The following is a 15,527-nucleotide window of genomic DNA, read 5'->3' on the forward strand; positions in this document are numbered from 1 at the left end:
GATGAAGAAAAGACAATTAAGTATAAAAAATAGAGTAGTAACATCTGTATTTGCAACATTAACGGCTTCCATTTATTTTGGTCAAAGTAATATACCTGTCATAAAATCTCCTCAAACTTATAGTATTGAAAAGTTTGGAAATATTCCTGTCAGTTTAAATACTGGTAGCGTTGCTTATGATGTCAATCTTTTTAGTTATGGTGATCTTTACAATGGAAATACTTATGATATAGGGCTAAGATACTATGGAACTGGATTTGTCCCATCTAAAAAATCCAATTATGTTGGATTAGACTGGTCATTAGATATAGGAGGATCAATCAGTAGAGAAGTGAGAGGATTACCTGATGATTTTTTTAGTGACTGGCCACAATCTTCAAATAGTTTGTATGGGTATTTAGAAGGTGTTAAAACATCTGGTAAAATAAATTATGATATTTATAATCAAAATTATAATATGCTTACTAGTGGAAATGGAGGAATAGGTATTAAAACAGGAACCTACAGTTTTGAAATTGAACCCGACAAATTCAGCTTCAATTTTATGGGAAATAGTGGATATTTTTTTATTGGAAATGACATGAAGCCTATTATAGTTTCAGATAATAAAAATCTGAAAATTGATGTTTCACAATTATCGTCCAAGCAGCCTCTTAATTCCCAGTTAACAAATGGTTCAAAATGTCTGACAAAACCTACCACTATGATCATTACAGATGAAAAAGGTATAAAATATTATTTTGGGGGAAATTATGAAAATTTAGAAATTTCTTATAATCTTTTACCACAACAGTCTTCAGAAAATAGATTTACTATTACAGCATGGAATCTTTATAAAATTGAGTATCCTAATTCTAATATTCTGGAAATAAAGTATAGAGTAGAAAATGCTAAAATTGCTGATAGAAATTTCTGCATGGACAGAGATATTATTACTTGGGCACAGGAACCATTCTTATTAATGTTTGATCATAATATGATTTCTAAACAGGAAATCACTGCGACCAATGATAATTATAATACAAGTAGTGGAAACTTATTATTTGATGGTACTATCTATTGGGGAAATACAAGTACATATGCCAACGGTGTAACAAATACATACTCTGCTACAAAAAAAAGCTTTCCCAGTTCAATTACATTGAATGGGAAAAATTTAGTAACATTTAATTTTGAAAGATTTGAGAAAGCTGCTACTTATAACATTCCATCTTTAAAGCTCAGAAACATATTGTTCTATGATATTACTGGAACTAATATTGTGAAAGAAGTTGGATTAGACTATTACCGATACAAAGATTATTTCTTTCTTGAAAAAGTAAAGATGTTTAAAAAAGATCCTCAATTACAGGATTTTTTGCAAGAATATAATTTTGATTATTATAATAAAAGTACACTTCCCGATGAAACTTCAGTATTAGTTGATTATTGGGGATATTTCAATAATAAGCCCAGAATGAATATGATTCCAAATTTCACAATAAATAAGAATACTGGAGACTATACCATAACGGATAATACAAGAGAAGCTGATTCTTCATTATGTTCAATATCACTTCTTAAAACCATTACTTACCCTACTAGAGGAAAGAGTGAATTTATTTATGAACCACATCAATATAGTGAAAAAATTGATAGAAATTCCTCCTCTCAATTTAAAAATACATTGATTCAATCACAAGGAATTGTAAGTGGTGGACGTATTAATAAAATTATTAACTATTCAAATGATGGAACTAAAATAGGAACTAAAGAATATAAATATATAAGTAATTATTCGCCTACTGGAGTTAATACTAATTCAAGTGGAATTCTCTCCAGTTTTTACCGGAATGTAATTTATGGAAAGGCAGAACTTCCAACCGGTACTTATGAGGAACTGAATGCATATTCAGATAACTTTATTGAAACAGCTATGAATTCATTCCCTGTTCAATACTCTGAAGTTACGGAAATTGAGAACAATAAAGGATTCGTAAAGTATTATTTTACAGACTATAAGATGTACCCGGATAGTCCAGCATATAAAAGTGTTGATAATAATCTAGGTATATTGGATATAAACTATTTTCCACCCAATATGGCTAATATCAATTTACCTTATCGGTCAAACAATTACAAAAGAGGAAAACTATATAAACAGGAAGTATATGATCAGAATTTTATGAAGCTTAAATCTTCAAATACCGAATTTATGGATGTTTCTGAAATTTTGGCTGGTAATTTTGCCACTTATGTAGCAGATAGATTAAGAACAAAATATTTTTTTAAACTATTCGGAGGTTCGTTCTCACTGAATCAAACTATTTCTGATGATATTGTTAATAATAAAATATTAACCTCTAGGTCAGAATATTTTTATAATGGTATTAATAAGGTAAACTTATCTAAGGTAAAAAATACCGATATTAATGGTAAGATTACTGAAACATATTATCAGTATGCACATGATAAAGGAAACCAGAAGTTAATCGATGCTAATATTGTAGATACCTCTCTAGAAACATCAGTATTGGAGAAACAGAATATCAATGTTGCGGGGAAAATTATATCAAAAATTGAAACGAAATACGATAATCCAGCAAATATTTATCCCAGTTCATCTGTATCTTATGATCTTCAAACCCTGAGTTCAGCAACTACAGAAATTACTTACGATCAATATGACAGTAAGGGTAATATTCAGCAATACACCACCAAGGACGGTCTTTCAACAGTAATTATCTGGGGTTATAACCAAACCCAGCCCATTGCAAAAATAGAGGGTGCAAAACTATCTGATATCCAACAATCATTTATTGACAGTATTGTTAATGCTTCTGACACTGATGCTTTAGCAGGGCGTAATAATGATGAATCTGCTGTATTGTCGGTATTGAATTCATTCAGAAATAGTTTGCCAAACTATCAGATCACTACATACACCTATGATCCATTAATCGGAGTTCGAAGTATCACTCCACCATCAGGTATCAGAGAAGTATATCTCTATGACTCAGCGAACAGGCTTAAAGAAATCAGAGAAAACAGCCAGACAGGAAACTTATTAAAAGAATTTAAATATAACTACAAACAATAAAAAAACTTAAATTATGAAAAAAATACTATTCATTGCAGGAATTTTAGCAACTCAATTATCTTTTGCCCAACAAGGAGTATTCTCTGATGTAACTATTCAGAGTCCTTCTCCTATCCTATATTTAAAAAGAAGTACCAATGATGGAGGATTTATCCGTGGGATTCAAACCCAATATTTTAATGGAACTAATGGGTGGTTTTTTGGTGATTTGCATGGCAGCCAGTGGATTGTATCCAAAGGAGATTATACCAATCCAAAACTTGTCATCAATGACAGTAACGGATATGTTGGAATAGGAACGGTGACCCCCTTAAGTCAGCTTCATGTAGCAGGCACTATTATGGCAGGAGCTGGTGATTCTGTGACCGGAATTAATGCTTTTTCTATCCCTTACGCCAGTGGTTCGATGAATAACTGGGGAGCATTACGAAGCACAGGCTCCTCTTATATGAGTTATGGCGTAAAAGCCAATGGTACAAATGTAGGATGGCTTTCAAGCAGTGGGGAAGGGAACTTTGTAAAAACAGCCCTTACGCTTGATAATGAAGGTTTCAGATTATTGGCATCTTCTTCCCAACAAGTAGCCATAGATTCACCTGTTTCGATGCCAGAAATCATGAGAATTTCTTCTACCGGAAATGCCTTACTACAAGGTAAGCTGGAAGCCAAAGAAATCAAAGTAACGCTCACTCCAACCGCAGACTTCGTATTTGAAGAAAACTACAACCTTCCCAATCTGGAAGAAGTAGCTAAACATATTAAAGAGAAAAAGCACCTTCCCGAAATAGCTTCTGCCAGGGTAATGGAAAAAGAAGGCGTAAATGTTGGCGAATTTCAGATCAAATTATTACAGAAAATCGAAGAGCTTACCCTGTATGCCATTAAACAAGAGAGACAGTTGAAAGACCAGCAGGAAAAAATACAGAAATTAGAAGGAGAAAATTCAGAACTGAAAAACGTTGTTTCAGAAATTAAAGAATTGAAAGAACAGTTTCTTATGATGAAGTCCCATACAACCCCATTAAAATAGTACAATGTATAGAAAAATATATATAAGCATTGGGTTGCTATGGAGTCTTCATCACTTTGGACAGGTGGTTTTAACCGCTCCTCCTGCTCCGAATACTGAAGTAGTAGACCCTCAGAGTATACGGATGCTTCCAGGGTTTAAGTTCAGTTCCGCCAATGGAACTTTCCGGGCTTATATTGGAGGATCATCATCTGGCAATGGGGAAACTTATACTCCCATTACAGTCAATTATTCGTCCAATATTCCCACGACTGAAAACTATATTTATACCAGACAGTATTTAGTACCGACTGCGGTTTCAGACGGATCTCTTCAACAAATACAAAGTGTTCAGTTTTTTGATGGGTTGGGAAGGCCGAAACAATCTGTGAGTATTAAATCTACTCCTACCGGAAAAGATCTGGTAACCCCTATTCCTTATGATAATTTTGGAAGGCAGGTTGATAGCTGGCTGCCAGTTCCTATGAACACATTGAGTGGAAATATCCAGACCAATGTAGAAGGCAGTGCAAACAGCTACTATCAGTCCAATGGTATCAATGATTCTTTTCCTTTTAGCCACAAAACCCTTGAAAATTCTCCACTAGATAGAATTTTAAATCAGAAAAATCCGGGAACTGACTGGCAGAACAAACCGGTTGTTTTTGGATATGAAACCAACACGACGGGTGAGGTTAAAAAATTTACCACTGTTACCACATGGGTTGATGGAGCCACTTCTTCTCAGCTTGTATTATCCGGAAGCTATGGGGACGCACAGCTGTATAAAAATACGGTAACCGATGAAGACAATAATAAAACCATAGAATTTAAAAATGGTCAGGGGCAAACCCTGTTGGTAAGAAAAGTCATCAGTTCCTCAGAAAATGCAGATACCTATTATGTTTATAATGAATATGACCAGCTGGCATTTGTTATTCCCCCTTTAGCTTCTGCCGGTGCAAGCGTTTCAGGTTCAGCACTGGAACATCTGTGCTATCAGTATAAATATGATGGTAAAAAAAGACTGGTAGAAAAGAAACTTCCCGGAAAAGGCTGGGAGCAAATGGTATACAACAAAAAAGATCAGATTATCCTGTATCGTGATATTGCCCTCAAAAATGGAATTGCAAACTTTTCAGCTGACCAGTCATGGATCTTTACGAAATATGATCGTTTCGGAAGAGTAGTGTATACAGGAATTTCAAGAGATACCAACTCAAGAAATACAATACAGAATACTATTGATAATCAATCTACTGATACTTATGAAACCCGCGGAGGAAGTCTTACCCTGAACGGAATCAGTATTGAATATGGTAGTGCTTCGTATCCTACAACTATTGATAAGCTTCTTACAGTAAATTATTATGATACCTATCCTCAGGGAGCACCAGCAGTAAGTACAGTCATAGGGCAGGAAGTATTGCCTCAGACTACACAGAATTCAGATGTAAGTACTAAAAGTCTACCAACAGCATCTTATACTAAAAATGTTGAAAATGACGGTTGGACAAAAGTCTATACATATTATGATAAGAAAGGAAGGCCAATTGCAACGCACTCTTTGAGCCACCTTGGAGGATATACGAAGACCGAAAGCTTACTGAAGTTTTCAGGAGTACCGGAGTACAGCCTTGTTGAACATAAAAGATCTGCAAACGAGACAAAAATAAACATCAAAGAAACCTTTGAATATGATCACCAGGAAAGATTAGTCAGACATTGGAATCAGGTGAACGGAGGTTCTCAGGAATTGTTGGCAGAAAATCTGTATAATGATCTGGGGCAATTGCGGACTAAAAATGTAGGAAATACCACAGGCAGTCCACTACAGAGTGTCAAATATGCCTACAACATTAGAGGCTGGATGACAAAAGTGAATGATCCTGCCAATTTGCAAAATAAACTTTTTGCTTATGAACTTCGTTATAATAACCCTAGCAGTCAGTTTTCAGGTTCTGCCAGATATAATGGAAATATTTCTCAGATGTCATGGATTACACAGAATGATGCGGTACTGAGAAATTACTCCTATGAATATGACGCTCTTAACCGACTTAAAGAAGGACGTTTCTGGGATGCCATGAATTTAGAAAGAGGAGAATACCACGAGCAGCTGACCTATGACCTTAACGGAAATATAAAAAGTCTTTTAAGAAGAGGAAAACAGCTTCCGGGATACACAGCCCCTGAAGTAATGGATAATCTTGAATATCACTATGAAAATGGGGAGCAAAGTAATAAGTTATCTTACTTAAAAGAAATCGGAACAGGAAATGCCATCAGTGGATATCCTTTAGCCTCAGGAAGTACAGGAAATACCATTACTTACGATGTAAATGGTAATATGACCACTCAATTGGATAAAGGAATTTCTTCCATCCAATATAATTATCTAAATTTACCAGGAAAGATTACCCAAAACTCCAAAGTAACAGATTATATTTACCGAGCAGATGGAGTGAAGGTAAGAAAGGTTTTCGGAACAGAAACAACTGATTATCTGGATGGTTTTCAATATACTAATTCCATATTGAAATTCTTCCCTACAGCAGAAGGGTATTTTAATGTTGAGACCGGAAAGTATGTATACAATTATACAGACCACCTTGGAAATACCAGATTGAGCTACGCTAAGAATGGAGCAGGAACAGAGATCATTGAGGAGGGTAATTATTATCCTTTTGGATTAAAGCATGAGGGATATAACGGATTAACAGGAAATCCAGCATATAAGTACAAGTACAACGGAAAAGAACTCCAAGAAACAGGGATGTATGATTATGGAGCTAGGATGTATATGCCGGATTTGGGAAGGTGGGGTATTGTTGATCCGTTGGCGGAGAAAACAAGAAGATGGACACCTTATGTTTATGCAGGAGATAATCCTATGAGATTTATTGATCCTGATGGTAGAACTTGGGGAGAGCCAAAAGACCAAGAAAGATTAACAAAAAATGTTAATAATAGAATTGATAAGCTAAACAAAAGCAATGCTGATATTCAGGCAAAAATTGATAAAGGAGGATTAAGCGATAAAAAACTTACAAAATTAAATGCTGAATTAGCTGAAAATAATAAAATGCTTGGAAACATGAATCAGTCCCTTAAAGACATTCAGACTATTGCAAATGCCAAAGAAGTATTTTATCTGACTGGTCCTAGCCAGTCTGATGGAACACATGGCGTGATAAAAACGACAGATAAAGATGGTAAAGAGAGAATAAATATAGAAGGAACTGCAACAGGATTGCATTTACATGAAATACGTCACGTTGGACAAGGTTATGAAGCAGGAGGTATGAAATTTAATAGTAAAGGACAATTGCTAAATCCAGCAAAATTAACTAATGGAAAAATAGATAAAGCTCAAGGGAGAGGTTTTGAAGTTGAAGCTTACAAAACGGGATATTCTTTTGATACAAGTAGCTATCCTTTACCTGCAAAATCTTTAGATGATATTAATGATAAATCTTTAATGGATATAAAGACTAGTGACGGAACAGTTGTATATGAAAAATTAGACAGTAAATAATATGAAAAATATAATTAAATTTTTATTAATATTTGTAATATCTTGTAAATCATTAACTACTGTATCCGAAAAAGAAAACGTTACAGGAATATATAAATTAGAAAATCAAGTTTTGTATCAAGCATTATCTGACAATAATAATTATGGTCATTTAATATTAAAATCAGATAATACATACATATTATCACACGCGCCTGCTAATTTTAGTCCTACCATTGAACAGTGTGATTATGCCTCAAAAGGGCAATGGAAACAGATAAGTAATGATATTGTTGATATAACCAGTGAAAACTATTATTTAAAGCAAGATGGATTTAAATATGAACTGAAAAAAGAAAAAAAATCATCAAATGATAGTATTTATCTTAAAATAATTTTTCCAGAAGATTATCATCCAGTCAAATTTACTTATCGTTTCAATGATGGGAAGTGGTATACAACAAATAAAAAAGAGATTGTTTTGTCTAAAGATAAGTATTTATTAATGAACCCTGCAAATATAAATCGGATTGGTCTTAGATTAGATGTTGATGATGTTTCAGGAGTTACTCTTTACAGGAGCAGAACAATGTTTGAAATACTTAGAGAGGATATAGATACAGATAAGTATAATTATATCACAATTAATTTGCCACATTTTAATCAGTGCTTTTTTGATTTTGAGCCGTATTATCATAATTACATTTTTATAAAAAATAAAAATACTTTAATGTGGAAAGGGGAAAAATGGATAAGACAATAAATAAAAACTTATTATTTGAGTTTCGTTTTACTGTAAACGTGTTTATGTAACCTACAAGAATTACAAAGTATATGGCACTCATGGGGTTTTAAAAACAACTGGTGAAGATGGTAAGGAAAGAATCAATATTGAAGGATCTAATACCTCATTGCATTTGCATGAATCTCGTCACGTAGGTCGTAGGTCAAGGGTATGAAGCTGGAGGTTTAAGATTTAACAAGAGCGGTCAATTGCTTAATCCTGCCATAACTAAAGATAAGCAAGATTATGCAAAAGGAAGAGCATTAGAAGTTGAAGCTTATAAAGTAGGTTTCTCATATGATGAAAGTAGCTATCCTGTATCAGCAAATTCTTTAAATGATATTAATGAAACAACATTAATGCAGATTGGTGATGGTACAACATATAAAGCATTAGAAAATCCTAAAAAGAAATAAAATGAATAAAATTGTTATAAGCGCGATTGTGATTTTGACTATACAAATTTTTAATGCTCAAAAATTTAAAGACGATTTTAAAACCGGAGTTTATATTAAAAAAAGATCGAACAGATAAAATAGAGTTTAAGAATAATGGCTTATATATTCTTTACAATACGCAGAATTTGGGACATTTAGCTTTAGATCAATGTGATATTTTATCTACTGAACAGTGGAAAAAAATAAGTAATGATGTTTTAGACTTGACTAGTGAAAATTACTATAAAGAGCAGCCAGGATATAAATACGAATTAAAAAAGGTAATAAAGGCTCTCAAGATAGTATTTATATAGATATTCAATTATCAAAAGACTTTGAAACATCAATACCAACACCAGAGTTTAATATTTTGTTTAATTATTATACATCTAAACAAATTGAAACTAAAAACAATAAAATTGTAATCTCAAAGAATGAATATTCCCTTTTTGGTATGAATAATCAATTTTCCTTGGCTTTAATTTTTAAACCTAGTGGGAAAACATTCTATTACAATCGATTAAGATACAGTATTTTACCAGATTATATTTTAGATGTAGGCAATAGCAATTATTTTATAATAAATTTACCTTATTTTGATCAGTGTTTTTATGAATTTGAACCTTATTATCATAGTAATGTATATATAAAAAATAAAAATATTATAATATGGCAAGGAGAAGAATGGATAAATTTATAATAATAAAAATCCCTATCTCACCCGCTGGCACGAGCGTCTCGCTCATATCCACAAGTAAAACAAAAACACTGTTACCACAGTGTTTTTTTAGTATCTTGGTCAACAAAAAAAGGAAAAATGATAAAATACCTGTTCATTCTTTTTCTATGTACAGTTGTTTCTGTTCAAGGGCAGCAGACTACTTCTACAATTGCTAAAACTCCGGATAATTCTTATGATATCGAGGATAGTGTGATGATAAAAACCAGAGATGGAGCGATGATTTCGGCGATGATTGTAAAGAAGAAAGGGGAGAAAGAACCTCTTCCAGTGATTTTTCAGTTTACCATTTATGTTCGCGATACAGGGCGGGATCTTCAAAGTTTGAAGAATGCTGCTGATAAAGGGTATATAGGGGTTATGACTTATGCCCGTGGTAAAAGACTGAGCCCGGATGATATAAATCCTTATGAATTTGAAGCCAATGATACGTATGATGTGATAGATTGGATCAGTCAGCAGAAATGGTGTAATGGAAGTATAGGAATGTATGGAGGCAGTTACAATGGTTTCAGCCAGTGGGCAGCTTGCAAAACACTTCATCCGGCATTGAAAACGATTGTTCCTTATGTAGCAAACCGTCCTGGAATGGGACTTCCTATGGAAAATAACATTTTCATTAATCCCAATTATGAATGGGCGTTTTATGTAGGAAACAACAAGTATCTGGACAATGAAACAGGAAATGATAGAAAGCGTTTCAGAGCAATGATGTTTAACTGGTGGGATAAAGGAGAAGCATATCATAAAATGGACAGTATTGATGGTACTCCAAACAGATGGTTTCAACGATGGATAAGCCATCCGGATTTTGATGAATACTGGCAAAAAATGGCTCCCTATAAAGAAGATTTCAAACAAATCAATATTCCGGTTCTGGCTTTTGATGGCTATTATAATGATTCCCAGAATTCCAGTATTTATTATCTTAAAGAATTGCAGAAGTATAGCCCAAATACTCCATTTTATCTGATTATTGGCCCATATGGACATTTTGGAACCCAACAAGGAGGCGAAAAAGAAGTGAACGAATACAAAGTGGATGATGTCGCTCTCTTTGATATTAATAAAATCACCTACGAATGGTTTGAACATATCCTGAAAAATGGACCGAAACCATCAGCTCTTAAAAATAAAATCAATTATGAAGTAATGGGAGCCAATGAATGGCGCAGTGCTCCCTCCTTTGAAAAAATGAACAATGATGTTCTGAAATTTTATCTTTCTAATCAAAAAAAGGATGGAACGTATTTTCTGGATTCGAAAACTTTCAATAAAAATACATTCCTTTCACAAACAGTTGACTTTAAAGATCGAAAATTAAGCGGCAATAGCGATTATTATCCATCTCCAATAGAGAAAAATGAGCTGGATAAAAGTTCAGGTTTCATTTTTACCAGCAATCCGGTAGAAAAACCAGTGATTGTGAACGGCTCTTTTTTAGGAGGGCTTCATATTTCTATTAATAAAAAAGATGTGGATGTGGGAGTGACTTTATATGAATTGACTCCCGAAGGAAAATATTTTCATTTGTCATATTATATTGGAAGAGCCAGCTATGCAAAAGATATTACCAAAAGAAATCTTCTGAAGCCTGGAGATAAAACCTGGATAGAATTCACCAATAGCCATTTTGTAAGCAAAAAACTTCAGAAAGGAAGTAGAATTGTAGTGAAAATTGATGTTAATAAAAACCCGTTTTCACAGTTGAATTACGGAACAGGAAAAGACGTCAGTACAGAAACCATAAAAGATGCTTCCGTTCCTTTGAAAATCAAATGGTACAATGATAGTTATGTTAAAATACCGGTGTTAAATGAAGAGTAAAAATAGTATTACCGCAATTATATATTTATTGAAATTTTGTGGAATTATCATAGTAATTGATATTATATATAATATTATAGTTTCTCATCAATTAAAATCAGCTAACATAATATTTGATGTTATTTTTGGTTTTCTATATTGGATATTATTTATTTTTTCTGGGAGACTTCAAAAGTAATATTTTGAGCCCTCGTTTCTCTTTATGTTCATAGATAAAATAAGGTCATTGCACTGCAATAGTTTTTATTGTTACCCTAAGAAAAATTTCCCAAACTGTTGTTTCAATGGTCTGTAGCCATTTTGAATACATTTATCTTTATCAGTAAAGCAGAAGTGTAAAATTTTATATTTTTGAACCCAATTTTAAATCCATTTAATTAAACTAATAATCACATAAACTAATGATATCATTCAACCTACATCTTATTCTAAAACTGATGAGTCGGTTTTTGTTTCATACATTAATAATTTTCAGCATAAATCTTTTATATTTTTTAATAGTATATTATAATGTTTTTAAACTGGACAGACTTATAAATGTGTCTAAAGTTAAAGATAGTGTTACCGCAATGGAGAATATGATGATTATTGTATATCTTGTTCCAGTTTTGCTTTCATATATGTATTATGTTATTTTTATTTATCGGAAGGAGAATTTATTTTTTAAAATTAGTTTTTTTATTTTGGCATTTGCATTATCCCAACAGTCCTATTCTTACTGGATAAAAAATGTATTAGACTAAATATAATGACTGGGAAAATAAAAATAATATTGAAAATATTACAATGGATAAGTATTCTTTGCTTTCTGTTTCTTGTACTGTATTTATTAATGACACTTGGTAGTAGCCACACTATTCCCTTTCAAACTTATTTTACATTAGGAATTTCAATAGTGTTGTCAATTGGTCTCTATTTTTTTATTGGATTTATTAGAAGAAGAAACTGAACTTCCTGTCTATTTAATAATGGCAGTTTATGATTGTTTTTTAGAAATTACTAAAATGTAAGTCGTATAAAATTAATTTGTTATGTTTTTTTGTCCAAAAAATCTGTATATTGGAACTACCAAATTAAAGCGTAATCCGAAAAGCATATAGAGTAGGAAAAAAATCAAAAAATGTTATCATGAAAAATCTAAGAAAACTTTCAAAAAGAGAATTGAAAATTGTTCAGGGAGGTATCCCAATGTGTCTGCCGGGATATTTTTGGTGTTCATTTGTAAAAAAATGTATTCCTGTAGGATCATCATGCGGGCTTATTGATTAATTTGATTCATGAAAATAATGTAAAAAACAGGCTGTCTCAGAAATGGGATAGCCTATTTTATGTTCTATTCATTAATTAACTTAGGAATCAGGAGCGTTAAGAAAATTTAAATGAAATCCGTTAAAAAATTCCACTGTCTGAGCATGGACGAAATTTAGAGCCGAAGAAGAAGCATGTGATCCATGCGAGTTTGGAAATTTTAGGAGTACATTTAAATTTTAGCAGATGATTCCAGCCTTGAACTTTTGCATACTTTTCCTTTAAGGCAAAAGTTTAAATGAAAATCTTTTATTTGATTCGGAATATGGTTGAAAAATCATAAAAGCAGGATTTTTATCTCTCACTGAAAAACCGTATTTTTGTACATCTAAAAAGTAAAAGAACGAATGAATTCCTACAAAAATCCATTGGAAGAGCGCTACTCCAGTGAAGAAATGTTATTTAACTTCTCACACAATAACAAATTCCAGAATTGGAGAAAGCTTTGGATAGCTCTTGCTGAAATCGAAAAAGACCTTGGACTTGAAATTACAGACGAGCAGATCGCTGAGTTAAAAGCTAATGCTGAAAACATCGATTACGTAAAAGCTGCAGAGTACGAAAAAAAATTCCGTCATGATGTAATGGCTCACGTTCATGCCTATGGTGATGTGGCGCCTTCAGCAAAAGGAATTATTCACCTGGGAGCTACTTCGGCTTTTGTAGGAGACAATACAGACTTAATTCAAATCCGTGACGGACTTTTAATCTTAAAGAAAAAGTTGGTGAACGTGATGAAAAATCTTTCGGATTTTGCAATTCAGTACAAAGACCTTCCAACTTTAGGATTTACACACTTCCAGCCAGCTCAGTTGACGACAGTTGGGAAAAGAGCTACCCTTTGGTTACAGAGTTTGGTTCTTGACATCGAAGAATTGGATTTCTTCCTTGAAACCCTACGTTTCAGAGGAGTAAAAGGAACTACAGGAACAGCTGCAAGTTTCCTTGAATTGTTCAACGGTGATTATTCTAAAGTAAAACACTTAGATAAAGAACTTTCAAAAAGATTCGGCTTCGAAAAAGTGTTCGGAGTTTCCGGACAGACTTACGATAGAAAAATTGATGCGAAAGTAGTTGCCTTATTAGGAAATATTGCACAATCTGCACATAAATTCACAAACGATTTACGTTTACTTCAGAACCTTAAGGAAATTGAAGAACCATTCGAGAAAAACCAGATCGGCTCTTCTGCAATGGCTTACAAACGTAACCCAATGAGAAGTGAAAGAATCGGAGCATTGGCAAAATATGTAATGTCTCTGACAACAAGTTCTGCAATGGTAGCTTCTACACAATGGTTTGAAAGAACATTGGATGACTCTGCGAACAAGAGATTAACAATTCCTCAGGCGTTTTTAGCTGTTGATGCAATTCTATTAATCTGGAATAACATCATGAACGGAATCGTTGTTTACCCAAACAGAATCAACAAGCACATTATGGAGGAACTTCCTTTCATGGCGACAGAATACATCATCATGGAAGAAGTAAAAGCCGGTGGTGACCGTCAGGAAATCCACGAGGTAATCAGAGTTCACTCTATGGAAGCTTCCAAGAAAGTGAAAGAAGAAGGAAAAGAAAACGACCTTATTGAAAGAATCTTAAACGATGATTCTTTAAAACTAGACAAATCAAAACTGAAAGAAGTTTTAGATCCTAAAAACTTTATTGGTTTCGCACCGATCCAGACGGAGGAATTCATTAAAAATGAAGTGCAGCCGATTATAGACCAAAACAAAGACTTAATAGGATTGGAAGCTGATCTTAAAGTATAAAACAATATGCAGTCTTTTGGGCTGCATATTTTATTTCCCACTCCAATTAATATGAAAAAACTACTATTAACCATTCTATTAACACCAGTCATTTCTTTTTCCCAGAGTAAAGAGGATTTACATTACTTTAAATCCAAAGATTCTTTAGTTGGAGTAAAAGATAAAGCAGGAAAAATAATTGTTCCTGCACAGTTCAAAATATTTTCCTTCCTAAAAGATGGAGATCCTGTAGAAGGAGAAACCATCCTTTTTGATGGCAGTAAAGAAGGCGAAAAATCAGAGAAAAATGCATGGGGATATGTGTACGACAGAAAAGGTAAATTTCTGTATCAGCCATTCCTTTATGACAATGGAGCAGATTATTTCTCTGAAGGACTGAGAAGATTGGTTAAAAATGGTAAAGTAGGATTCGCAAACCGAAACGGGAATACTGTTATTGAAGCTGAGCATGACTTTGCATTTCCGTTTAATTACGGATACGCCACCTTTTGTGACGGCTGTGATTGGGAAAAGACCAATGATGAACACAGAGCAATTGTAGGGGGAAAATGGGGTGTGATGAACGTCAAAGGACAAACTGTTCAGCCATTGGCAAAACCAACAGAAAAGGATGTTGAAATAGACGGGAAATACTACCCGAATCCGTTTCAATACAATGAAGAAGAGAAGAATATTCTTCAGTTCTTCGAAAAACAGAAGAAAAAGCTTTCAGATCTTTATTATGTAAACTTTTACAATAAACTGTCTGAAAAGGAAAAGAATCTGTTTTTTGAAATTGTAGAAAAACCAAAAGAAAACTTTCCTTATTATCAGGTGAATACTTATAATCATAGGAAGAAGGACTTGGATATGCTTTATCGTTTCAAATTTCTGGTTTCAGAAGATGGTAAAATATTTTATGCTATCGAGGATTTTAATGAAAAGAATATTCCTTTTGAAAACTGGCTGAAAGAAGAAATAAAAAATGCAGAAGACTTTCAGAAAGAACATAAGGACAATCCGAATAAATTTATCAACAAATAAAGATAAAATTGGAAATTCTACCGTTCAAA

10 protein-coding genes are annotated in these 15,527 nt (G+C 33.2%); all 10 read left to right on the top strand.

The window, feature by feature from the left end:
- Position 1 precedes the first annotated feature (1 nt).
- The 10 genes from ACLMCG_RS11335 to ACLMCG_RS11380 all read left to right on the top strand — a co-directional run bounded on the left by ACLMCG_RS11335 (position 2) and on the right by ACLMCG_RS11380 (position 15,498).
- Positions 2–3,079, top strand: a complete 3,078-nt coding sequence (locus tag ACLMCG_RS11335) for a hypothetical protein (RefSeq protein ID WP_413959622.1) — start codon at positions 2–4, stop codon at positions 3,077–3,079.
- 13 nt (positions 3,080–3,092) lie between these two features.
- Positions 3,093–4,109, top strand: coding sequence for a hypothetical protein (locus ACLMCG_RS11340; protein ID WP_413959623.1), 1,017 nt, complete (start codon positions 3,093–3,095; stop codon positions 4,107–4,109).
- A gap of 4 nt (positions 4,110–4,113) precedes the next feature.
- Complete coding sequence (locus tag ACLMCG_RS11345) at positions 4,114–7,626, top strand: DUF6443 domain-containing protein (RefSeq protein ID WP_413959624.1); 3,513 nt, start codon at positions 4,114–4,116, stop codon at positions 7,624–7,626.
- A gap of 1 nt (position 7,627) precedes the next feature.
- Positions 7,628–8,368, top strand: coding sequence for a hypothetical protein (locus tag ACLMCG_RS11350; RefSeq protein ID WP_413959625.1), 741 nt, complete (start codon positions 7,628–7,630; stop codon positions 8,366–8,368).
- A gap of 230 nt (positions 8,369–8,598) precedes the next feature.
- Positions 8,599–8,805 (top strand): hypothetical protein, encoded by a 207-nt coding sequence (locus ACLMCG_RS11355; RefSeq protein WP_413959626.1) that lies wholly within the window; start codon positions 8,599–8,601, stop codon positions 8,803–8,805.
- 53 nt (positions 8,806–8,858) lie between these two features.
- Positions 8,859–9,140: a hypothetical protein gene (locus tag ACLMCG_RS11360; protein WP_413959627.1), complete on the top strand. Its 282-nt coding sequence runs from the start codon at positions 8,859–8,861 to the stop codon at positions 9,138–9,140.
- Between the two features lie 503 nt (positions 9,141–9,643).
- Positions 9,644–11,392, top strand: coding sequence for a CocE/NonD family hydrolase (locus tag ACLMCG_RS11365; RefSeq protein ID WP_413959628.1), 1,749 nt, complete (start codon positions 9,644–9,646; stop codon positions 11,390–11,392).
- A 1,128-nt stretch (positions 11,393–12,520) separates the two neighbouring features.
- The gene (locus ACLMCG_RS11370; RefSeq protein WP_413959629.1) at positions 12,521–12,661 is read left to right on the top strand and encodes a bacteriocin-like protein; all 141 of its coding nucleotides are present in this window, start codon (positions 12,521–12,523) and stop codon (positions 12,659–12,661) included.
- Between the two features lie 386 nt (positions 12,662–13,047).
- A complete protein-coding gene (purB, locus tag ACLMCG_RS11375; RefSeq protein ID WP_034699682.1) occupies positions 13,048–14,475 on the top strand; it encodes an adenylosuccinate lyase in 1,428 nt (475 codons plus the stop codon).
- 51 nt (positions 14,476–14,526) lie between these two features.
- Entirely contained in the window at positions 14,527–15,498 is a 972-nt protein-coding gene (locus ACLMCG_RS11380; protein ID WP_413959630.1) for a WG repeat-containing protein, read from the top strand.
- Positions 15,499–15,527 lie beyond the last annotated feature (29 nt).

Source organism: Chryseobacterium sp. S90, assembly GCF_047444895.1.
GTDB lineage: Bacteria > Bacteroidota > Bacteroidia > Flavobacteriales > Weeksellaceae > Chryseobacterium.